The organism is Pseudomonas sp. Teo4, assembly GCF_034387475.1.
Classification (GTDB): domain Bacteria; phylum Pseudomonadota; class Gammaproteobacteria; order Pseudomonadales; family Pseudomonadaceae; genus Aquipseudomonas.
Window position 1 is genome coordinate 1,530,229 of the sequence record NZ_JAXCIL010000002.1, and the last position, 21,216, is coordinate 1,551,444.

The 21,216-nt window shown below is 62.5% G+C and carries 18 protein-coding genes; 11 read left to right on the forward strand and 7 right to left on the reverse strand.

The features are described 5' to 3' along the window. Nucleotides 1-12 precede the first annotated feature (12 nt). Nucleotides 13-723 carry a 3'-5' exonuclease gene (locus PspTeo4_RS23300; protein WP_322366158.1) on the reverse strand — a complete coding sequence of 237 codons (711 nt, stop codon included), beginning with the start codon at nt 721-723 and terminating at the stop codon, nt 13-15. Then, entirely contained in the window at nt 720-2,657 is a 1,938-nt protein-coding gene (locus tag PspTeo4_RS23305) for a putative nucleotidyltransferase substrate binding domain-containing protein (RefSeq protein ID WP_322366159.1), read from the reverse strand. The genes PspTeo4_RS23300 and PspTeo4_RS23305 overlap by 4 nt, the downstream gene beginning before the upstream one ends. Nucleotides 2,658-2,845: 188 nt before the next feature. Here PspTeo4_RS23305 and PspTeo4_RS23310 point away from each other — a divergent pair, with 188 nt between their 5' ends. After that, entirely contained in the window at nt 2,846-3,289 is a 444-nt protein-coding gene (locus PspTeo4_RS23310) for a response regulator (protein ID WP_322366160.1), read from the forward strand. Nucleotides 3,290-3,412: 123 nt separating this feature from the next. Here the strand turns inward: PspTeo4_RS23310 and PspTeo4_RS23315 are convergent, their stop codons facing one another. Then, nucleotides 3,413-5,590, reverse strand: a complete 2,178-nt coding sequence (locus PspTeo4_RS23315; protein WP_322366161.1) for a malate synthase G — start codon at nt 5,588-5,590, stop codon at nt 3,413-3,415. Nucleotides 5,591-6,043: 453 nt separating this feature from the next. Here PspTeo4_RS23315 and PspTeo4_RS23320 point away from each other — a divergent pair, with 453 nt between their 5' ends. Continuing rightward, on the forward strand, nt 6,044-6,562 hold the full coding sequence (locus PspTeo4_RS23320) for a glycine cleavage system protein R (protein ID WP_322366162.1): 519 nt from the start codon (nt 6,044-6,046) through the stop codon (nt 6,560-6,562). Nucleotides 6,563-6,810: 248 nt separating this feature from the next. Here PspTeo4_RS23320 and rarD read toward each other — a convergent pair whose 3' ends face one another. The 4 genes from rarD to PspTeo4_RS23340 form a co-directional block, all read right to left on the reverse strand. Then, a complete protein-coding gene (gene rarD, locus PspTeo4_RS23325) occupies nt 6,811-7,698 on the reverse strand; it encodes an EamA family transporter RarD (protein WP_322366163.1) in 888 nt (295 codons plus the stop codon). Nucleotides 7,699-7,762: 64 nt separating this feature from the next. Further along, the gene (locus tag PspTeo4_RS23330) at nt 7,763-8,737 is read right to left on the reverse strand and encodes a serine/threonine protein kinase (protein ID WP_322366164.1); all 975 of its coding nucleotides are present in this window, start codon (nt 8,735-8,737) and stop codon (nt 7,763-7,765) included. A gap of 153 nt (nt 8,738-8,890) precedes the next feature. Next, complete coding sequence (locus tag PspTeo4_RS23335; RefSeq protein ID WP_322366165.1) at nt 8,891-9,655, reverse strand: TOBE domain-containing protein; 765 nt, start codon at nt 9,653-9,655, stop codon at nt 8,891-8,893. Between the two features lie 72 nt (nt 9,656-9,727). After that, nucleotides 9,728-10,465, reverse strand: coding sequence for a ComF family protein (locus PspTeo4_RS23340; RefSeq protein ID WP_322366166.1), 738 nt, complete (start codon nt 10,463-10,465; stop codon nt 9,728-9,730). A gap of 90 nt (nt 10,466-10,555) precedes the next feature. Here PspTeo4_RS23340 and bioB point away from each other — a divergent pair, with 90 nt between their 5' ends. From bioB to PspTeo4_RS23385, 9 genes are all read left to right on the forward strand, one after another. Continuing rightward, nucleotides 10,556-11,614: a biotin synthase BioB gene (bioB, locus tag PspTeo4_RS23345; RefSeq protein ID WP_322366167.1), complete on the forward strand. Its 1,059-nt coding sequence runs from the start codon at nt 10,556-10,558 to the stop codon at nt 11,612-11,614. A 2-nt stretch (nt 11,615-11,616) separates the two neighbouring features. Continuing rightward, a complete protein-coding gene (gene bioF, locus PspTeo4_RS23350) occupies nt 11,617-12,789 on the forward strand; it encodes an 8-amino-7-oxononanoate synthase (RefSeq protein WP_322366168.1) in 1,173 nt (390 codons plus the stop codon). Then, on the forward strand, nt 12,782-13,513 hold the full coding sequence (locus PspTeo4_RS23355) for an alpha/beta fold hydrolase (protein ID WP_322366169.1): 732 nt from the start codon (nt 12,782-12,784) through the stop codon (nt 13,511-13,513). Before bioF ends, PspTeo4_RS23355 begins: the two co-directional genes overlap by 8 nt. Continuing rightward, nucleotides 13,506-14,324, forward strand: coding sequence for a malonyl-ACP O-methyltransferase BioC (gene bioC, locus PspTeo4_RS23360; RefSeq protein WP_322366170.1), 819 nt, complete (start codon nt 13,506-13,508; stop codon nt 14,322-14,324). The genes PspTeo4_RS23355 and bioC overlap by 8 nt, the downstream gene beginning before the upstream one ends. 10 nt (nt 14,325-14,334) lie before the next feature. Then, on the forward strand, nt 14,335-15,015 hold the full coding sequence (gene bioD, locus PspTeo4_RS23365) for a dethiobiotin synthase (protein WP_322366171.1): 681 nt from the start codon (nt 14,335-14,337) through the stop codon (nt 15,013-15,015). A gap of 113 nt (nt 15,016-15,128) precedes the next feature. Continuing rightward, nucleotides 15,129-15,425 carry a pyrroloquinoline quinone biosynthesis protein PqqE gene (locus PspTeo4_RS23370; RefSeq protein ID WP_322366172.1) on the forward strand — a complete coding sequence of 99 codons (297 nt, stop codon included), beginning with the start codon at nt 15,129-15,131 and terminating at the stop codon, nt 15,423-15,425. A gap of 344 nt (nt 15,426-15,769) precedes the next feature. Next, nucleotides 15,770-17,575 (forward strand): phenylacyl-CoA dehydrogenase, encoded by a 1,806-nt coding sequence (locus PspTeo4_RS23375; protein WP_322366173.1) that lies wholly within the window; start codon nt 15,770-15,772, stop codon nt 17,573-17,575. A 212-nt stretch (nt 17,576-17,787) separates the two neighbouring features. After that, nucleotides 17,788-19,071, forward strand: a complete 1,284-nt coding sequence (locus PspTeo4_RS23380) for a GGDEF domain-containing protein (RefSeq protein ID WP_322366174.1) — start codon at nt 17,788-17,790, stop codon at nt 19,069-19,071. Nucleotides 19,072-19,193: 122 nt separating this feature from the next. After that, nucleotides 19,194-20,972: an acyl-CoA dehydrogenase C-terminal domain-containing protein gene (locus PspTeo4_RS23385; RefSeq protein ID WP_322366175.1), complete on the forward strand. Its 1,779-nt coding sequence runs from the start codon at nt 19,194-19,196 to the stop codon at nt 20,970-20,972. Nucleotides 20,973-21,216 lie beyond the last annotated feature (244 nt).

Here is a 21,216-nt window from a genome sequence, read left to right on the forward strand (position 1 = left end):
AGCCCTACATTTCTAAAGCCCGTAATGATGTGCCTTTAGCCTGCGCCACCCGCGCAAGCGCTGTTCCAGCTGCAACGGGCTATCCAACTGCTGGCGGCGGGCCTGGCTGAACAGGATCAAGGCCAGTTCGGCCGTCACCTGGGCATCGGCGCTGGCGTGGTGGCGTTCGTCCACCTGCAAGCCGAAACGTGCCACCCAGTCATCCAGGCTGGCCTCGCGCAGCACCGTGTCGGGGTTGAGCATCGGGGCCAGTTCGGCGATGTCGATGAAGGGGTGCTGCAGCCGATAGCCGAGGCTTTCCTTCAGCGAGCGGGCTAGCATGCGTTGATCGAAAGGTGCATGGAAGGCCAGCACCGGGCTGTCACCGATGAACTCCAGCAGGTCGAGCAATGCCTCGGCTGGGTCGCAGCCCGCGGCCAGAGCGTTGGGGCCAAGACCGTGGATCAGCACGCTGGCATTGGTCTTATGGCCAGGGCGGCGCAGGGTGCGCTCGAACTGCTGGGTGAAATCAATGGCGCCATCGGCGATGGCCACCGCACCGACCGACAATACCTGATCGCGGTTGGTGTTCAGCCCGCTGGTTTCCAGGTCCAAAACCACCCAGCGCTGCTCACGCAGGGTGCAGACGCCCAGCGGCGCAGGCTTGGGCAGCTGCGTCAGGCGTTGGCGCAGTGAGTCCTGCAGCAGGGGACCGTTGGGGCGCAGCCAGGCGAACAGGCTCATAACTGGTACCGCAGGGCCAGGCTGCTTTGCAGGCGCTGGGCTTGGCGCAGGGACTCGCGCAGGATGCGCCGGTCCAGATGGTTGAGGCTGTCCGGGTCAAGCCGGTTGGAGTGCGGCAGGTTTTCGCGGCTCTGGCGTTGGTGCTGCTGCATGCGGGTTTGTTGGATGAAGTGATAGGCCTCTTCGTAGGCGGCGCCGTCGAGCGCTTCGATGATGCCTTTTTCGACCAGCTGGCGCAGGCGCTCCAGGGTATTGCAGGTGCCGATGCCATTGGCCAGCGCCAACAAGCGTGCGCCGTCGACGAAAGGTGTGAGCCCCTGGACTTTGAGGTCGAGGGTGGCGGCTTTGTCACTCCCCTGGCGGGTTAGCACGAACTCGCGCAGACGGCCCACCGGGGGGCGTTGACGCAACGCGTTGTCGGCCATCATGCGCTGGAAAATGCGGTTGTCGGCGACCTGTTCGAGGATGCCCTGGCGAAGTTGTTCACAGCCCTGCTCGTCACCCCAGACCACGCGCAGGTCGAAGTAGATGCTCGACCCAAGCAGGTTTTCCGGGCTGGCTTCGCGAATGAACCCGGCGAAGCGTCGTGCCCATTCCGTGCGCGACAGGCACAGCTCGGGGTTGCCTGCCATGATGTTGCCTTTGCACAGGGTGAAGCCGCACTGGGCGAGGCTCTGGTTGATGTATTGCGCCAGCGGCAGCAGTCGGGCGCGAATGGCGTCGGCCTCGGCGCTGTCGGCCGCATCGAACAGGATGCCGTTGTCCTGGTCGGTGTACAGGGTCTGTTCGCGGCGGCCTTCGCTGCCAAAGCACAGCCAACTGAAGGCAACCCCAGGGTCACCGCGTTCGGCCAGGGCCAATTCGATCACTCGGCAGACTGTGTGGTCGTTGAGCAGGGTGATGATCTGGGTGATCTGCGTCGACGACGCGCCATGGGCGAGCATGCGTTCGACCAACTGGCCGATTTCGCCACGCAGGGACACCAGGGTCTCCAGGCGTGGCGCGTGGCGAATGGTTCGTGCCAGGTGCACCAGGTCGACCCGCTGCAGGGAAAACAGATCGCGCTCGGAAACCACGCCGCACAGCCGGCGGTTGTCCACCAGGCAGACATGGGCGATGTGCCGTTCGGTCATGGCGATGGCTGCGTCGAAGGCCGAGGCTTGGGGGCTGAGGTAGAACGGTTTCGCCGTCATGTGCTGGTCGATGGGGGCACCCAGGTCGGCATCGGCTGCGGCCACCACCTGGCGCAGGTCGCGCAGGGTGAAGATGCCGACTGGGTAGCGCTGCGGGTCGACTACCACGATGCTGCCAACTTGCTGCTCGTGCATCAGGCGTACGGCATCGCGCAAGGGGGTATCGGGTGCGCAGACCACCGGGTGACGCATGGCCAATTCGCCCAGCGGGGCATTCAGCGAATATTGGGTGCCCAGCGTCTCCACGGCACGCTGGCGCACCTGCTGGTTGAATTGATCGAGCAGACTGCTGACGCCGCGCAGGGCGAAATCGCGGAACACGTCCGACAGTGAGAACAGGCGTATGAACGCGGCTTTGTTCAGTTGCAGGCAGAAGGTGTCCTCACCGGCCAGGTGCTCGGTGCGGGTGGCGCGCTCGCCCAGCAGTGCCGCCAGGGGGAAGCACTCGCCGCTGGTGATCTCGAAGGTGGTTTCCACGCCGGGCTTGACCAGGTGCTGGCGCTCGCCCACCACGCGGCCTTGCTTGACGATGTAGAAGTGCTCCACTGGCCCGTCGGCGGGCTTGAGGATGCTTTCCCCTTCGGCATAGAAGCGCAGCTGGCACTGTTCCACCAGATAGGCCAGGTGGCTGTGCTCCATCTGGTTGAACGGCGGAAAACGCTGCAGAAACTGCAACGTGCCCTGAATGTTCTGCAGAACAGCCGTCCTGCCCGCCTGGCTGTAGGCGTCCTTTTTGCTCATGAAACTGACCGTATCGCTACGCCGAACTATATATATCTATATATAGGTGCCGGCCTTGTTGTTCTCTGCCTCCATGGTCGGCTGGTAGCGGTGTGGTGCCCATTGGACGTAAGTCTATGGGGCGGGTGTGAACAACATCACAAGGCGTTGTCCTAGCGATTGGACGTGATATTTCTGACGAGATGACCATGGTTGAGCATGACGACATCCTGAGCGAAGCCGAACGTGAAGCACTGGCCGTGGTGAGTGCGCCTGTGGCGTCCAAGCCGGTGGTGCTGGTTGTGGATGACAACCCGGTGAACAGCGAGGCGCTATGCCTATACCTGAAAAGCCGGGGGATCGACTGCATGAAGGCGGACGGTGCTCAGGAGGCGATGTTCAAACTGCATTACGAACCGAGAATCAGCTTGATGATCACCGACTTGCGCATGCAACCCAAGGACGGTCTGGAGTTGATTCGGCAAATCCGTGAGTCGGAGCGGGCGGCGCTGTCGATCATCGTGGTGTCGGGTGACACCGATGTGAAAGAGGCGGTGGATGTGATGCACCTGGGGGTGGTGGATTTCCTGCTCAAGCCGGTGGACTTGGGCAAGTTGCTGGGGTTGGTGAGGAAAGAACTGAAGTTGGGTTAAAGGCAGTGCAGGCCTCATCGCCGGCAAGCCGGCTCCCACAGGTATTCCACTGGTTTCAGGCAAGTGGTCTTTCTGTGGGAGCCGGCTTGCCGGCGATGAGGCCGCACAGCGGCCTCTTACGGCTTACAGCCCGTTACGCGCCTTGAACTCGCGACGACGACGGTGCAGCACTGGCTCGGTATAACCGTTCGGCTGCTTGGCACCCTCTACCACCAGCTCGACAGCCGCCTGGAACGCGATGTTGTCGTCGAAGTTCGGCGCCATCGGGCGGTACTGGGCGTCACTGGCGTTCTGCTTGTCCACCACCGCGGCCATGCGCTTGAGGCTTTCCAGCACCTGCTCCTGGGTGACCACGCCATGACGCAGCCAGTTGGCCAGCAGTTGGGCCGAGATACGCAGGGTGGCGCGGTCTTCCATCAGGCCGACGTCGTTGATGTCCGGCACCTTGGAGCAGCCCACACCCTGGTCGATCCAGCGAACCACGTAGCCAAGGATGCCTTGGGCGTTGTTGTCCAGTTCGTTGCGGATCTCTTCGGCCGACCAGTTGGTATTGGCCGCCAGCGGGATGGTCAGGATGTCGTCGACCGAAGCCGGCGTGCGCGACGCCAGCTCGCGCTGACGCGCCTGCACGTCCACCTTGTGGTAGTGCAGCGCATGCAGGGTGGCGGCGGTTGGCGATGGAACCCAGGCAGTGTTGGCGCCTGCCAGCGGGTGAGCGATTTTCTGCTCGAGCATGGCAGCCATCAGGTCCGGCATGGCCCACATGCCCTTGCCGATTTGCGCACGGCCTTGCAGGCCGGTGGCCAGGCCAACGTCGACGTTGTTGTTTTCGTAGGCGCCGATCCACTTCTCGTTCTTCATGGCGCCCTTGCGCACAACGGCGCCAGCTTCCATGGAGGTGTGGATTTCGTCACCGGTGCGGTCGAGGAAGCCGGTGTTGATGAACACCACACGCTCGGCGGCCGACTTGATGCAGGCCTTGAGGTTGACCGTGGTGCGGCGCTCTTCGTCCATGATGCCGACCTTGACGGTATTGCGCGGCATGCCGAGCAGGTCTTCGACGCGGCTGAAGATCTCGGCGGCGAACGCCACTTCTTCCGGGCCGTGCATCTTCGGCTTGACGATGTAGACACTGCCAGTGCGGGTGTTCTTGCGGCTGGTGTTGCCGTTGAGGTTGTGCAGGGCGATCAGGTTGGTGAACAGGCCGTCCTGGATGCCTTCCGGAATCTCGTTGCCTTGGCCGTCGAGGATCGCCGGGTTGGTCATCAGGTGACCAACGTTACGCACGAACAGCAGCGAGCGACCGTGCAGGGTGACGCTGCCACCGTTCGGTGCGGCGTACTCGCGGTCCGGGTTCATGGTACGGGTGAAGGTCTTGCCGCCCTTGCTCACGCTTTCGGCCAGGTCGCCTTTCATCAGGCCCAGCCAGTTGCGGTAGACGATGACCTTGTCATCGGCATCGACGGCGGCAACCGAGTCTTCGCAGTCCATGATGGTGGTCAGTGCCGATTCCATCAGGATGTCCTTCACGCCGGCGGCATCGGTGCTGCCTACCGGGGTGCTGGCGTCGACCTGGATCTCGAAGTGCAGGCCATTGTGCTTGAGCAGCACGGCGGTCGGGGCCGCGGCGTCGCCGTGGAAGCCGATCAGTTGGGCGTCGTCACGCAGGCCGCTGTTGCTGCCGCCTTTGAGGGCGACGATCAGCTTGCCGCCTTCGATGCGGTAACCGGTGGAGTCGACGTGTGAGCCGGCAGCCAGCGGCGCGGCTTCGTCGAGGAAGGCACGGGCGAAGGCGATGACCTTGTCGCCGCGGACCTTGTTGTAGCCCTGGCCTTTTTCGGCGCCGCCTTCATCGCTGATGGCATCGGTGCCGTACAGCGCGTCGTACAGCGAACCCCAGCGGGCGTTGGCGGCGTTCAGGGCGAAGCGGGCGTTCATCACCGGCACCACCAGCTGCGGGCCGGCCATGTGAGCGATTTCTTCGTCGACGTTTTGGGTAGTGGCCTGGAAATCGTCGGCTTGTGGCAGCAGGTAGCCGATTTCCTGGAGGAAGCTTTTGTAGGCTACGGCGTCGTGTGCCTGGCCTTTGCGTGCCTGGTGCCAGGCGTCGATCTTGGCTTGCAGCTCGTCGCGCTTGGCGAGCAGGGCTTTGTTCTTCGGAGCGAGGTCATTGATGATCTTCTCGGCACCGGCCCAGAACTGCTCGGCGACGATGCCGGTTCCCGGAATGGCTTCGTTGTTGACGAAGTCGTACAGGGCCTTGGCGACCTGAAGGCCACCGACTTGAACGTATCCAGTCATTGCTTGCCTCACCTCTGCTCAGCTATTTCGCTCTTCTGTATTAAGCCTGTAGCGCTTCTCTAAACACGGCACCAGTGCATGCCCCCGGAGCGAGTCCGAGCGCGGCTGGGTGCGGCCTGCCAGACGGGCTGGCGGGCAGTGTACGTATTTTCACAGGCGCCTTGGCAGACATCCAAACAACGCTTTTGTAGTCCGCGCCACGGCATACTACATGAAGCAGTAGGCGGGGGAAAATCAGACTAAAAGCGTCGTTGTGCGACCGGTTGGTCGCATAGGGTCACGCTGGGAGTGGCTATGTTCGCAAAAAACTGGTGGATTGTTCCAGATAAATCTTGAAACAGTACACGATTCGTTGGTCAGACTGTCCTGCGGCAGGTTGCCGCGCCTTGCCTATACTGAGTCGATCCCCCCGATTTTCGCCGCCCAAGGCGGCTTTCAGCAGAGGAACGGCCTGTGGATCATCTTGTACTGACCGTGATTGCCCCTGACAAGGCCGGCCAGGTCGAACGCATTGCCGAGTGCATCGCCAACCATAGCGGCAACTGGTTGGAGAGCCGTATGTCGCGCATGGCTGGGCAGTTTGCCGGGATCTTGCGGGTTGCCGTACCTGCAGAAAATTACGATGAGCTGGTCGAGTCGCTGCAAAAGCTGGCCAAGTACGATATTCGCGTGCTGATTGCCGAAAGCGGGATCGAGCCGTCTTGTACCTGGAAGCCGATCGCCATGGAGCTGGTGGGAAATGACCGGCCGGGGATCGTGCGTGATATCACCAAACTGTTGGCCGAACTGGGCGTGAATCTTGAGCGTTTCACGACTGAGGTGCGTCCGGCGCCGATGAGCAGCGAGCCGTTGTTCGTTGCCGATGCCTTGTTGGCATTGCCACTGACGCTGTCGCTGGAGGAGCTGCAGCGGCGCCTGGAGAGCCTGGCGGATGACCTGATGGTGGAGTTGAAGCTGCGGCCGGAGGAGTGATCTGGATTTCCCAAGGCGTGTAGCAGCTTTGTATGGGTTATCCCGTTTTCACGGGGACGGCCCTGTGGATAACCTGGGGGCCTTGTGCTCTAGCCCAGACGGGCCAAGGCTTGCACCGCTTTGATCAAAAAACACCCAAAAATCAGTAGCTTGTGCACAAAGCACGGGGACGAGGGTGTGGATAACCTTTGGAGATGTTTCTGTAGGCCACGGATCGCGTGGCCTGCAGAGTTTTGATCGTTTTTTGATCAGCTTCGTTTGCGCAGGCTGAGCCAGGCATCGACGCTGTAGATGGCCAATCCGGCCCAGATGCAGACGAACGCCATCAGGTTGCTAGGTGACAGGTGTTCACCGAACAGCAGCACGGCCTGCAACAACACCAGCGTCGGCGCAAGGTACTGCAGGAAGCCCAGCGTGGTGTAGGGCAGGTGGCGCGCGGCGGCGTTGAAGCACACCAGCGGCACCAGAGTGACCGGGCCCGCCGCCATCAGCCACAAGGCCTCGCTACTGGAATAGAACGACCCTTGGGCGCTCATCGCCGTGGGGTTCAACAGCAACCAGCCCAGCGCCAACGGCACCAGCATCCAGGTTTCCACCACCAGGCCCGGTAACGCCGCCACGGGGGCTTTCTTGCGGATCAACCCGTAGAAACCGAAGCTCAGGGCCAATGCCAGCGATACCCACGGCAGGCTGCCGACCTGCCATACCTGCTGCGCTACCCCCAGTGCCGCCATGCCCACCGCCAGCCATTGCAGGCGGCGCAGGCGTTCGCCAAGCAGCATCATGCCCAAAAGTACGTTGATCAGCGGGTTGATGTAGTAACCCAGGCTGGCCTCGAGCATGCGCCCGTTGTTCACCGACCACACGTAAGTCAGCCAGTTGGCGGCAATCAATGCCCCGCTGAGGGCGAGAATGCCCAGGCGTTGCGGGTTGTCGCGCAGTTCGCGCCACCAGCCCGGGTGTTTCCAGACCAGCAGCAACAGTGAGCCGAATAGCGCAGACCAGAGCACCCGGTGGACGATGATCTCCACGGCGGGAATGCTCTGGATTGCCTTGAAGTAGAGTGGGAACAGGCCCCAGATGATGTAGGCACCTAGGCCCAATAAGTACCCGCGACGCGGGTTTGCGGCGTGCATGCAGAATCCTTGCTTAGGTAGCTAAATAGCGCAGCGGCTATTGTAGACAGACGCCGACGCGCTTCTAGAACAATTTCAGCGCAGGCTCTTCCAGCGCCGCCATTTGTTCGCGCAGTGCGAGAATCTGATCGCCCCAGTAGCGTGGCTGGCCGAACCACGGGAAACTCGGCGGGAACGCCGGGTCGTCCCAGCGCCGTGCCAGCCAGGCGCTGTAGTGCAGCTGGCGCAGGGCGCGCAGGGGTTCGATCAGGGCCAGTTCGCGGGGGTCGAAGTCATGGAATTCGTTGTAGCCGTCGATCAGCTCGGCCAGTTGCCCGAGGCGTTCTTCGCGGCTACCGGCGAGCATCATCCACAGGTCCTGAACCGCCGGACCCATACGGCAGTCATCGAGGTCGACCACGTGATAAACCTCGTCGCGGTGCATCAGGTTGCCGGGGTGCAGGTCGCCGTGCAGGCGAATGACCTGATGCGGCGTGCGAGCGTAGATGTCCTCGACCCGCTTGAGCAGGTCACGGGCCACGGATTCGAATGCAGGTAGCAGCTCGCGGGGTACGAAGTCGCCGTCCAGCAGTGTTTTCAGCGAGGCATGCCCAAAGTTGTCCACAGCCAGTGCTTCACGGTGCTCGAATGGGCGCGCCGCGCCGACGGCGTGCAGGCGGCCGAGTAGCTGGCCAAGGCGGTAGAGCTGGTCGAGGTTGCCGGGTTCCGGGGCATGTCCGCCGCGTCGGGGGAACAAGGTGAAGCGAAAGCCCTGGTGTTCGAACAACGTTCTGCCGTCGTGTTGCAGGGGGGCGACAACGGGCACTTCGCACTCGGCAAGTTCGGCGGTGAAGCAGTGTTCTTCGAGGATCGCTTCGTCGCTCCAGCGACCAGGGCGGTAGAACTTGGCGATCAGCGGTTGCGCCCCTTCGATGCCCACCTGGTAGACGCGGTTTTCGTAGCTGTTCAGCGCCAAGACCCGGGCATCGCTGAGAAAGCCGAGGCTTTCCACAGCGTCCAGGACCAGGTCGGGGGTGAGGGTGTCGAAGGGGTGGGACATGGAGACTCCGGGAGGTGTGCGGCGTAAGGCCATGGTAGCAGTGCCGGCCCCATCGCCGGCAATTCGGCTCCCACAGGTAATGCAGTGAACCCGAGGTTGGTGCGGGCCTTGTAGGAGCCGGCTTGCCGGCGATCCGCGCAAAGCGCGGGCAGACTACACCGGCACTCCCAGCAATACATAGGACGGGTGAAACTGCACACGTACCTGATTGCCCGTGCTCACCCCTTGGCGCGCCAGCCAGTGCGCTTCGGCGAACGCACACAAGGTTTGCCCATTGCCCAATGCCAGCCGCACTTCACAAGGGCCTTGTTCATCCGCCAGCACGTCCTCGACCACTGCGGTCAGGCAATTGCTGCCAGCTTCAGCCTCATCGCCCTTACCCAGCAACTGCACCCAGCCGGCCTTGAGCAGCGCCACCACCATGGTTCCCAGCGTCAACTCCAGGCGGGCGGTGCTGTCGTGGGTAATCAGTGCCTCAATCTCCAGCCCGCCGCCCAGAGCCAGGCTTACGCGGTCATGCCGGCCTTCACGGCGTAAGCCGCTGACCTGGCCTTGCAGTTGGTTACGCGCACTGGTGCGCAGCATCAGGCGCCCCAGCAGGTCAAGGTCGCTGGACTCCTCGGCCGTCTCCAGGACTTGCGCCTGCAGCGCCTGCAGGCGTTGGTAGAGGCGCAATACGCGCTCACCCTCTGCCGACAGCCTGGCGCCGCCACCACCGCGTCCACCCGTACTGCGCTCGACCAGTGGTCGGCTGGCCAGGTTGTTGAGTTCATCGATAGCGTCCCAGGCGGCCTTGTAGCTGATGCCGGCGGCCTTGGCGGCGCGGGTTATCGAGCCTTGTTCGGCAATGTGTTGCAGCAGGGCGATACGCTGGGGGCGCCGGGCGATGTGTTGGGTAAGCAGGGCAGGTAGGGACATGGGCGTAGCGTGCTTGATGTTGATGAAGGGACGTTGCCTGTCTGATCCGGGGCAGTCAAGTTTGCAAGGCCGTCAGGCTTGGCCAGGCTTAGGCGTGCGAGCCAGGCAATAGACATCCACCCGTCGCGCCCCGGACTTGCGTAACAACTGTGCGATTGCCTGAGCAGTGGCGCCGGTGGTCAGCACGTCGTCGACTACCGCGATATGCCGGTTTTCGATCATGCGGCCATGCATGACGCTGAACGCTGCCCGCAGATTTCTCCGACGTGCCTTGGCGTGCAGGTCCTGCTGTGCGGTCGTTTCGCGTATTCGTACGAGCAGCCGTTCGTCGCAGGGTATCGCCAGCGGCACCGACAACCAGCGCGCCAGCATGCCCGCCTGGTTGAAACCACGTTCACGCTGTCGACGCTTGGCCAGAGGTATGGGCAACAGGAGGTCGGGCTTTTCCAGCCCTTCGTCGTAGCGGTGCTGCAGGCCATGGCCGAGCAGTTCGGCCATCAGCCTACCCAGCGGCCACTGGCGATTGTGCTTGAAGCGGCTGATCAACGAATCCACCGGGAAGCCGTAATGCCACAAGGCAACCACTTGCTCGAATGCTGGAGCCCGCTGGCAGCATTGGACACAGGTCAGTCCCGCCATGGGTAAAGGCAGGGCGCAGCGGGAGCAATGCTCATCCAGCCAAGGCAGTTCATGTTCGCAAGCAAGGCACAGGGGATGGTGTTGTTCGCTGGGTTCGTCGCACAGCAAACAGGCGTGATCAATATTTAGACACTTGTAAACCAGTTGTTTTATGAGTGGTTGACAGTCCATGAGCCTTCCGTGAGTATGCGAGCTATCCGTGATGCGCTGGCGGGCCGTTCCTGTCCCGGCGCTAGAAACAGCCTAAACAAGGAAACGCCGATGAGCGCCAGCACAACTGCAACAACACGTCACGACTGGTCCCTGGCCGAGGTCAAGGCGCTGTTCCAGCAACCGTTCAATGACCTGTTGTTCCAGGCGCAGACCGTGCATCGCGCGCATTTCGACCCTAACCGCGTGCAGGTATCGACGCTGTTGTCGATCAAGACCGGCGCCTGCCCGGAAGATTGCAAATATTGTCCGCAGTCCGGTCACTACAACACCGGGCTGGAAAAACAGAAGCTGATGGAAGTGCAGAAAGTCCTGGAAGAAGCTGCCCGCGCCAAAGCCATCGGCTCGACGCGCTTCTGCATGGGTGCGGCCTGGAAGCATCCGTCGGCCAAAGACATGCCTTACGTGCTCGAGATGGTCAAAGGGGTCAAGGCCATGGGCCTGGAAACCTGCATGACCCTCGGCAAGCTCGACCAGGAGCAGACCAAGGCCCTGGCCCAGGCCGGCCTGGACTACTACAACCACAACCTCGACACCTCGCCAGAGTTCTACGGCAGCATTATCACCACCCGCACCTACAGCGAGCGCCTGCAGACCCTGGCCTACGTGCGCGATGCCGGGATGAAGATCTGCTCGGGCGGCATCCTCGGCATGGGGGAGTCGCTGGACGACCGCGCCGGCCTGCTGATTCAGCTGGCCAACCTGCCGGAGCATCCAGAGTCGGTGCCAATCAACATGCTGGTGAAAGTCGCCGGCACCCCGCTGGCCGAGGAAGAAGACGTCGACCCGTTCGACTTCATCCGCATGCTGGCTGTGGCGCGCATCCTGATGCCGAAATCCCACGTGCGCCTGTCCGCCGGCCGCGAGCAGATGAACGAACAGATGCAGGCGCTGGCATTCATGGCAGGCGCCAACTCGATCTTCTACGGCGAGAAGTTGCTGACCACCGCCAACCCGCAGGCTGACAAGGACATGCAGCTGTTCGCCCGTCTGGGCATCAAGCCCGAAGCGCGCGAAGAGCATGCCGACGAAGTGCACCAGGCGGCCATCGAGCAGGCGCTGGTCGAACAACGCAGCAGCGAGCTGTTCTACAACGCCGCGTCGGCCTGAGTATGGCCTTCGACCTGGCGGCGCGCCTTGCCGAACGGCGCGCCGCAGACCTGTATCGGCAGCGGCCACTGCTGGAAAGCCCGCAAGGGCCGGAGGTTGTGGTCGATGGCCAGCGTTTGCTGGCCTTCTGCAGCAACGACTACTTGGGCCTTGCCAACCACCCTGAGGTGATCGCCGCCTGGCAGGCGGGCGCTGAGCAGTGGGGCGTCGGTGGCGGAGCGTCGCACCTGGTAGTTGGACACAGCACGCCGCACCACCAGGTTGAAGAAGCGCTGGCTGAGCTGACCGGCCGTCCACGCGCACTGTTGTTCTCCACCGGCTACATGGCCAACCTCGGCACCATCACCGCGCTGGTGGGGCAGGGTGACACGGTGTTGCAAGACCGCTTGAACCACGCTTCGCTGCTCGATGGCGGACTGCTTAGCGGGGCGCGTTTCAATCGCTACCTGCACAATGACCCTGTCAGCCTGGCGAGCCGCCTGGACAAGGCCGTTGGCAATACCTTGGTGGTGACTGATGGGGTGTTCAGCATGGACGGCGACCTCGCCGACTTGCCTGCACTGGCCGACGTCGCTCGTGCCCGTGGTGCCTGGCTGATGGTTGACGATGCCCACGGCCTGGGTACGCTGGGCAACCAAGGTGGCGGTATCGTCGAGCATTTCGGGCTGGGTGTCGAAGACGTGCCGGTGTTGATCGGAACCCTGGGCAAGGCCTGTGGTACAGCTGGCGCCTTTGTCGCGGGCAGTGAAGAACTGATCGAAGCCTTGGTGCAGTTCGCCCGCCCCTACATCTACACCACCAGCCAGCCTCCTGCGTTGGCCTGCGCCACCCTCAAGAGCCTGGAGCTGCTGCGCCGCGAAACCTGGCGCCGCGAGCACCTGACAGCATTGATTCGCCAGTTCCGGCAGGGCGCCGAACAGATTGGCCTGACGCTGATGGGCAGCCCGACGGCCATTCAACCGATTCTGATCGGTGAAAGCGCCCAGGCGCTGCGCCTGTCGCAGATGCTGCGTGAGCGTGGCCTGCTGGTGACGGCGATTCGCCCACCCACCGTGCCTGCAGGCAGCGCACGACTGCGCGTCACCCTGAGCGCCGCGCACAGTGAGGCGCAGGTACAGCTATTGTTGAATGCATTGGCCGAGTGTTATCCACAGCTGGAGGCCGCCGATGCGTAACCGACTGATTCTTCTGCCCGGCTGGGGGCTGGGCACCGCTGCTCTGGAGCCGCTGGCCGCCAGCTTGCGCGCTCAGGACCAGCGTCTGCATGTCGAACTGATGCCCTTGCCGGAACTGGCCGACACCGACGTCGAGGCGTGGGTCGATCACCTCGACCGCAAGCTTCCCACCGATACCTGGTTGGGCGGCTGGTCACTGGGTGGCATGTTGGCCAGCGAACTGGCGCGTAAGCGCGGCGATCATTGCTGCGGCTTGCTGACCCTGGCCAGCAACCCGAGTTTCGTGGTGCGGCCGGATTGGCCACACGGTATGCCGGAGGACACCTTCGGCACCTTTCTGGATGGCTGCCGCAGCCACACCCAGGTGACCCTGAAACGCTTCCGCAGTTTGTGCAGCGAGGGCGCGCAGCAGCCTCGCACCTTGTTGCGCCAATTGGGCGTGGGTGTACCGGACACCGATCCGTTGTACCTGGCCAGTGGCCTGGAAGTACTGGCCAAGCTCGATACCCGCGAGGCACTGCAAGCCTATGGCGGGCCGCAGCTGCATCTGTACGCCGGCAGTGACGCGCTTGTGCCGGCAGAGGCCGCCAAGGCTTTGAGCGAACTGCTGCCGGACGTGGAAGTCGGCCTGGTCGAAGACAGTTCCCACGCATTCCTGCTGGAGTACCCGCAGGAATTGGCGGCGGGTATCAAGATTTTCCTGCACGAGAGTGGCGATGACTGACCTTTCCCATCCAAGCCTGCCAGGCGCCCTGCCGGACAAGCGTCAGGTGGCGGCTTCCTTCTCCCGCGCTGCGGCCAGCTACGACAGCGTGGCCGCCCTGCAGCGTGCGGTGGGCGTAAGTCTGCTGGACCAGATGCCCGACGCATTGAAGCCTTCGCGCTGGCTCGACCTGGGCAGTGGCACCGGCTATTTCAGCCGTGTGCTGGCCGAGCGTTTTTCGACGGCGACCGGGGTGGCTGTGGATATCGCCGAAGGCATGTTGCGCCATGCTCGGGGCGAAGAAGGCGGGGCGAGTTACCACGTGGCCGGCGATGCCGAACGGCTGCCGCTGCGCGATGCCAGTGTCGATCTGGTGTTCTCGAGCCTGGCGGTGCAGTGGTGCGACCAGTTCGCTTGCGTGTTGGATGAAGTTCACCGGGTATTGCGCCCGGGTGGGGTAATGGCCTTCAGCAGCCTCTGTGTGGGTACCCTCGACGAGTTGCGCGCCAGCTGGCAGGCGGTGGATGGCCTGGTGCATGTCAACCGCTTCCGCCGCTTTGCAGACTATCAACGGCTGTGCGCCGACAGCGGGCTGGAACAGCTCAGCTTGCAGCAGCGGGCGCATGTGCTGCACTACCCCGATGTGCGCAGCCTGACCCACGAACTCAAGGCCCTGGGCGCCCACAACCTCAACCCTGGCCGGCCTTCGGGCCTGACCGGTCGCGCCCGCATGCAGGGCCTGCTGCAGGCGTATGAGGCGTTCCGTCAGCCTCAGGGGCTGCCAGCCACCTACGAGGTGGTCTATGGTGTGTTGCGCAAGCCAGAGGTGTAAGGGGAGATAGATGAGCCAGGCCTATTTCATTGCCGGGACCGATACCGATGTTGGCAAGACCACCATTGCCGCCGGGTTGTTGCATGCTGCGCGGCTACAGGGCCTGAGCACGCTGGGTGCCAAGCCGGTCGCTTCGGGTTGTACGGTCACTGCAAAGGGGCTACGAAATGCCGATGCCCAGGCGTTGATCGACGAGAGTTCGGTGAAGCTGGCGTACGAAGAGGTCAACCCGTTCGCCTTTGAACCTGCCATTGCACCGCATGTGGCGGCGCGTGAGGCAGGTGTCGCGCTGGAGGTGCCGGTGCTGTTCAAAGCCATGCGCCATGTGCTGGATCAGGGGGCGGACTTCACCCTGGTCGAGGGCGCGGGTGGATGGCGGGTGCCGCTTTCCAACCAGGCCAATCTGTCAGACTTGGCAATTGCCTTGAAACTGCCGGTGATTCTGGTGGTGGGTGTGCGTCTTGGATGCATCAACCATGCGCTGCTTAGCGCCGAGGCAATCGCCCGGGACGGGCTGCAGTTGGCGGGTTGGGTGGCCAACATCATCGAGCCGCGCACCTCGCGTCTGGAAGAGAACCTTGCCAGCCTGGCCGAGCGCTTGCCAGCGCCGTGCCTGGGGCGGGTACCGAAACTTAAGCAGGCGACTGCCGATGCGGTGGCGGAGCATCTGCAGCTGGATTTGCTGGACTAGGATGCCCATGGCCTATCAAATGGCACTGAGCCATTAGGGATTTAAACGAGCCTTTTCGCCGCTGGCCTGCTTTAATTGGCCGTGTTCATATCCAGCGTCAATGGAGTCCTGACATGGAAATCACCGGTAGCTCCGCCTTTTACGCGGGCCTTGGCGCCATCCAGACCGGGCAGAATCGCGTCGATCAGGCTGCCAGCCAGATTGCCAACAGCACTGTCGAGCGTGCTGCCACCAGCCAGTCCAGCGACTATCAGGCCGAGCGCTTGCGAGCGGTCGATCGCAGTCAGCAGATGGACCTGGCAACCAGCACGGTGCAGTTGGCCCTGGGCAAACAGGAAGTCGAACTGGGCGCAAAGGTCGCCAAGGCTTCCGACGAAATGCTCGGTCGGTTCATCGACACCTACGCCTGATCCAGGCCTTTTCCAATATTTGGCACATCCCTGGTGGGAGCTGTTGCCGTGCTCAAAATCCGAACGCTTGCGCGATCCCTGTGGGGGCGGGTTTACCCGCGAATGCGACGATGAATTCATCGACGTATTCGCGGGTAAACCCGCTCCCACAAAGGTATGCATGATGTTCCTGATGTGTGGCGTGGCGTAAATGCCATTTTTCGCGGCGCAAATGGCACCATGGTCCCGTCTTGACAATGGGCAGAGCTAAACGTAAGTTTCAAACAACTGTTTGATCGAAAGCCGCCAAGAGCTGGTCGGTATCAGCGGTCTTCCCACAGAACTCATCACAGAGGTTCATCGCAATGCCTGATTACAAAGCCCCCTTGCGTGATATTCGCTTCGTTCGCGACGAGCTGCTCGGCTATGCGGCGCACTATCAGAGCCTGCCGGGTTGCCAGGACGCCACGCCCGACATGGTCGATGCGATCCTCGAAGAAGGTGCGAAGTTCTGTGAGCAGGTGCTGGCCCCGCTGAACCGTGTCGGCGACCTGGAAGGCTGCACCTGGAGCGAGTCCGGCGTGAAGACCCCGACCGGCTTCAAAGCGGCCTACGAGCAATTCGTCGAAGGTGGCTGGCCGAGCCTGGCCCATGACGTCGCCCATGGCGGCCAAGGCCTGCCTGAGTCGCTGGGTCTGGCCCTGAGCGAAATGGTCGGCGAGTCGAACTGGTCGTGGGGTATGTACCCAGGCCTGTCCCACGGCGCGATGAACACCATCTCTGCGCACGGCACTGACGAGCAGCAGCACACCTACCTGACCAAGCTGGTGTCCGGCGAGTGGACCGGCACCATGTGCCTGACCGAGCCGCACTGCGGCACCGACCTGGGCATGCTGCGCACCAAGGCCGAACCACAGGCCGATGGCAGCTACAAAGTCAGCGGCACCAAGATCTTCATCTCGGCCGGTGAGCACGACATGGCCGACAACATCGTCCATATCGTTCTTGCCCGCCTGCCCGACGCACCGGCTGGCACCAAAGGCATCTCGCTGTTCATCGTGCCGAAGTTCCTGCCCAACGCCGAAGGTGGCGTCGGTGAGCGCAACGGCGTGAGCTGCGGCTCCATCGAGCACAAGATGGGCATCCACGGCAACGCCACCTGCGTGATGAACTTCGACAGCGCCACTGGCTACCTGATTGGCCCAGCCAACAAGGGCCTGAACTGCATGTTCACCTTCATGAATACCGCCCGCCTGGGCACCGCGCTGCAAGGCCTGGCCCACGCCGAGGTGGCCTTCCAGGGTGGCCTGAAGTACGCCCGTGACCGTCTGCAGATGCGCTCGCTGACTGGCCCGAAAGCGCCGGACAAGGCGGCCGACCCGATCATCGTCCACCCGGACGTGCGTCGCATGCTGCTGACCATGAAAGCCTTCGCCGAAGGCAACCGTGCGATGGTGTACTTCACCGCCAAGCAGGTCGACATCGTCAAGTACAGCCAGGATGAGGAAGAGCGCAAGAAAGCCGACGCCCTGCTGGCCTTCCTGACCCCAATCGCCAAGGCCTTCATGACCGAAGTCGGCTTCGAAGCCGCCAACCACGGTGTGCAGATCTACGGTGGCCACGGCTTCATCGCCGAGTGGGGCATGGAGCAGAACGTTCGCGACAGCCGTATCTCGATGCTGTACGAAGGTACCACCGGTATCCAGGCACTCGACCTGCTGGGCCGTAAAGTACTGATGACCCAAGGCGAGGCGCTCAAGGGCTTCACCAAGATCGTGCACAAGTTCTGCCAGGCGCAGGAAGGCAACGAGGCGGTCAAAGAGTTCGTCGAGCCGCTGGCTGCGCTGAACAAGGAGTGGGGCGAGCTGACCATGAAGGTCGGTATGGCCGCCATGAAAGACCGTGAAGAAGTGGGTGCTGCCTCGGTGGACTACCTGATGTACTCCGGTTATGCCTGCCTGGCTTACTTCTGGGCCGACATCGCCCGCCTGGCGGCCGAGAAACTGGCTGAAGGCACCAGCGAAGCGGCGTTCTACACCGCCAAGCTGCAGACTGCGCGCTTCTACTTCCAGCGCATCCTGCCGCGCACCCGCACCCATGTGGCAACGATGCTGTCCGGTGCCGGTAACCTGATGGCGATGAAGGAAGAAGACTTCGGTCTGTCCATCTAAGCCGTCCGCTTGAACAGAAGCCCGTCTGCCTTCGCTGGCAGGCGGGCTTTTGTATTTCTGGGCCGTGCAGCCCCAAAGATCCAGTTACAACAAAAGCTCAAGCCCTCCGGCCCTACTGCCGTTAAACACCCCGTGTACTCATCTATTCATGTGCGCTGCCGATGAAGTAGGGGCACAATGCCATTATTGATCTGCCGGGTCGGAGATTACCCTTGTTTCGTCTAAACGCTGTACGCGCGAGCCATTTCCTGCCTTCGCTGTTTCTCTTGTTGTCGGGGCTCGCGGCGGCGTATGTGAGAGACCTCAGTGTCTTCTTCACGTCGCTGTTCAATGTCCTGCCCACCCTGGTGCTGCTGCTGGGTGGCGCCTACTGCGCGGTGTACCGCCGCCAGCGCGAACTGTTCCTGATGGTGACGGTGTACATCGCCTATTTCCTGCTCGACACCCAGACCGACTTCTACCGTGACAACGGCCGGGTGCGCGAGGACGCGGCGGTGATATTCCATCTGGTGTGCCTGCTGTTGCCCGCACTGTTCGGCCTGTTCGGCGCCTGGCAGGAACGCACTCACCTGGCCCAGGACCTGCTCGCCCGGTTCGCTGTGTTGTTCGCCGTCGGCAGCGTCGCGGTGGCGCTCGAGCAGAGTTTCCCCACTGCGCTGCTGGCCTGGCTTGCGGAAATTCGCTGGCCGGCGCTGCATGGTCAGTGGATGAGCCTGATCCAGATGGTTTACCCGCTGTTCATAGGGGTGTTTGTCCTGCTGGTCGTGCAATACCTGCGTGAACCACGGCCGCTGCATGCCGCGCAGGTCATTGGGCTGATCGGTATCTTCTGGATGCTACCGAAGACCTTCATCCTGCCGTTCACCCTCAACATCATGTGCAGCCAGGTGATGCTGATGATTGCAGCGGCGGTGTCCCACGAGGCTTACCAGATGGCCTTCCGCGACGAGCTGACCGGGCTGCCGGGGCGCCGTGCGTTGAACGAACGTATGCAGCGTCTGGGGCGCAACTACGTGATCGCCATGACCGACGTCGACCACTTCAAGAAATTCAACGATACCCACGGTCACGACGTCGGTGACCAGGTGCTGCGGCTGGTTGCCAGCCGGCTGTCCAAAGTGACCGGGGGCGGGCGTGCCTATCGCTACGGCGGTGAGGAGTTCGCGCTGGTGTTCGCGGGGAAGACGGCCGAGGAGTGCCTGCCGCACCTGGAAGCTGTACGTGAAATGATCGCCAACTATGCTATGCAACTGCGTGACCAGAACAGCCGCCCCCAGGACGACACTGCAGGCCGGCAACGGCGTGGTGGCAATGCGGCCACGACGGTGTCGGTGACCATCAGTATCGGCGTTGCCGAGCGGCTGGTGGAGCACCGTAATCCTGAAGAAGTGCTCAAAGCCGCTGACCAGGCGTTGTACAGCGCCAAAGGCGCGGGGCGTAACTGCGTGATGGTATTCGGGCAACAATCGCGGCGCGGGGCCGTCCGCATGGCGTGACTGAAACTGACTATTCGGTCGCGTGATGACCCTATGTCTCGCAAAAGTTGTTCGGTTACACTGCCTTCAATCCAGTGCCGCGGTTCCGTGAGACCGCCCGACCCTGTTAGCGAGAGGTAGTCATGGCTGAATATAAAGCGCCCCTGCGCGACATGCGTTTCGTTCTGAATGAAGTCTTCAACGTGGCTGAGCTCTGGGCGCAACTGCCCGCCCTGGCCGAAACCGTGGACGCGGACACTGCCATGGCGGTGCTGGAAGAGGCCGGCAAGGTCACGGGCAAGACCATCGCCCCACTCAGCCGCGCGGCGGACGAGGAAGGCTGCCACTGGGACAACGGTGCAGTGCGCACGCCGGCAGGTTTCATCGAAGCCTACAACACCTATGCCGAAGGCGGCTGGGTGGGCGTTGGCGGCGACCCACTGTTCGGCGGCATGGGTATGCCCAAGACCATTTCGGCCCAGGTCGAGGAGATGGTCAATGCCTCCAGCCTGGCCTTCGGCCTGTACCCGATGCTGACTGCTGGCGCTTGCCTGTCGATCAACGCTCATGCCAGTGAAGCGCTCAAGGAAAAGTACCTGCCCAACATGTACGCAGGTGTATGGGCAGGCTCCATGTGCCTCACCGAACCCCATGCCGGTACCGACCTGGGCATTATCCGCACCAAGGCCGAACCCCAGGCTGATGGCAGCTACAAGGTCAGCGGCACCAAGATCTTCATCACTGGCGGCGAGCACGACCTGACGGAAAACATCATCCACCTGGTACTGGCCAAGTTGCCGGATGCCCCGGCCGGGCCCAAGGGCATCTCGCTGTTCCTGGTGCCCAAGTTCCTGGTCAATGACGACGGCAGCCTGGGGGCGCGCAACCCGGCGACCTGTGGCTCGATCGAGCACAAGATGGGGATCCAGGCCTCGGCCACGTGCGTGATGAACTTCGACGAAGCGGTCGGCTATATCGTGGGCGAGCCGAACAAGGGCCTGGCGGCCATGTTCACCATGATGAACTACGAGCGTCTTGGCGTGGGTATCCAAGGCCTGGCTTCGGCCGAGCGCTCTTATCAGAACGCCGTCGAATACGCCCGTGACCGCTTGCAAAGCCGCGCTCCGACCGGCCCGCAGGCCAAGGAAAAAGCCGCGGACCCGATCATCGTGCACCCCGACGTGCGCCGCATGCTGCTGACCATGAAGGCGTTGATCGAAGGTGGCCGTGCCTTTTCCACCTACGTGGCCATGCAACTGGACAGTGCCAAGTACAGCGAGGACGCCATCACCCGCAAGCGCAGCGAAGAGCTGGTGGCGCTGCTGACGCCGGTCGCCAAGGCCTTCCTGACCGACCTGGGTCTGGAGTGCACAGTGCACGGCCAGCAAGTGTTCGGCGGCCACGGCTATATCCGTGAGTGGGGCCAGGAGCAACTGGTGCGCGACGTGCGTATCACCCAGATCTACGAAGGCACCAACGGCATCCAGGCGCTGGACCTGATGGGACGCAAGGTCGTCGCCAGCGGTGGCGCCTATTACCGGCTATTCTCCGACGAGATCCGCCAGTTCATCGCCAGTGCTGGCAGGGAACTGGCTGAGTTCAGCAAACCGCTCGGTGCCAGTCTCGATCAGCTCGACGGGCTGACGGAGTGGGTGCTGGAGCAGGCCAAAGGCAACCCGAACGAAATTGGTGCGGCCTCGGTTGAATACCTGCATGCCTTCGGCTATGTGGCCTACGCCTATATGTGGGCGTTGATGGCCCGGGCGGCCAAGGCGGGTGAAGGGGATGAGGCGTTCTATTCAGCCAAGTTGGGGACTGCGCGGTTCTACTTCGCACGGCTGTTGCCGCGGGTGAATTCGCTGGTGGCTTCGGTGAAGGCGGGGAGTGAGTCGCTCTACCTGCTGGATGCCGAGCAGTTCTGACGCTCTGCGGTTTACACAAATCCCTGTAGGAGCCGGCTTGCCGGCGATTGGAGCAAAGCCAATGCCTGACAATGCCTCCGCTTGTAAGCTTTCTCCTACACGACGTGGTGACTTTTCGCCACTGGCCTAAGATTGGATCCATAGCTAATATTTCCCACATGGACGTTGCGCAGGAAGCGCAAAGGACAGAACAGGGACAACGATGGAATTCCTGCCAGGATGGCGGGGCGATAGGGATGTCACA

What these genes read in the sequence shown, in the direction of transcription:
- PspTeo4_RS23300 (WP_322366158.1), bottom strand. Translation starts at nt 723, where the DNA reads ATGAGCCTGTTCGCCTGGCTGCGCCCCAACGGTCCCCTGCTGCAGGAC.
- PspTeo4_RS23305 (WP_322366159.1), bottom strand. Translation starts at nt 2,657, where the DNA reads ATGAGCAAAAAGGACGCCTACAGCCAGGCGGGCAGGACGGCTGTTCTG.
- PspTeo4_RS23310 (WP_322366160.1), top strand. Translation starts at nt 2,846, where the DNA reads ATGGTTGAGCATGACGACATCCTGAGCGAAGCCGAACGTGAAGCACTG.
- PspTeo4_RS23315 (WP_322366161.1), bottom strand. Translation starts at nt 5,590, where the DNA reads ATGACTGGATACGTTCAAGTCGGTGGCCTTCAGGTCGCCAAGGCCCTG.
- rarD (WP_322366163.1), bottom strand. Translation starts at nt 7,698, where the DNA reads ATGCACGCCGCAAACCCGCGTCGCGGGTACTTATTGGGCCTAGGTGCC.
- PspTeo4_RS23330 (WP_322366164.1), bottom strand. Translation starts at nt 8,737, where the DNA reads ATGTCCCACCCCTTCGACACCCTCACCCCCGACCTGGTCCTGGACGCT.
- PspTeo4_RS23335 (WP_322366165.1), bottom strand. Translation starts at nt 9,655, where the DNA reads ATGTCCCTACCTGCCCTGCTTACCCAACACATCGCCCGGCGCCCCCAG.
- PspTeo4_RS23340 (WP_322366166.1), bottom strand. Translation starts at nt 10,465, where the DNA reads ATGGACTGTCAACCACTCATAAAACAACTGGTTTACAAGTGTCTAAAT.
- bioB (WP_322366167.1), top strand. Translation starts at nt 10,556, where the DNA reads ATGAGCGCCAGCACAACTGCAACAACACGTCACGACTGGTCCCTGGCC.
- bioF (WP_322366168.1), top strand. Translation starts at nt 11,617, where the DNA reads ATGGCCTTCGACCTGGCGGCGCGCCTTGCCGAACGGCGCGCCGCAGAC.
- PspTeo4_RS23355 (WP_322366169.1), top strand. Translation starts at nt 12,782, where the DNA reads ATGCGTAACCGACTGATTCTTCTGCCCGGCTGGGGGCTGGGCACCGCT.
- bioC (WP_322366170.1), top strand. Translation starts at nt 13,506, where the DNA reads ATGACTGACCTTTCCCATCCAAGCCTGCCAGGCGCCCTGCCGGACAAG.
- bioD (WP_322366171.1), top strand. Translation starts at nt 14,335, where the DNA reads ATGAGCCAGGCCTATTTCATTGCCGGGACCGATACCGATGTTGGCAAG.
- PspTeo4_RS23370 (WP_322366172.1), top strand. Translation starts at nt 15,129, where the DNA reads ATGGAAATCACCGGTAGCTCCGCCTTTTACGCGGGCCTTGGCGCCATC.
- PspTeo4_RS23375 (WP_322366173.1), top strand. Translation starts at nt 15,770, where the DNA reads ATGCCTGATTACAAAGCCCCCTTGCGTGATATTCGCTTCGTTCGCGAC.
- PspTeo4_RS23385 (WP_322366175.1), top strand. Translation starts at nt 19,194, where the DNA reads ATGGCTGAATATAAAGCGCCCCTGCGCGACATGCGTTTCGTTCTGAAT.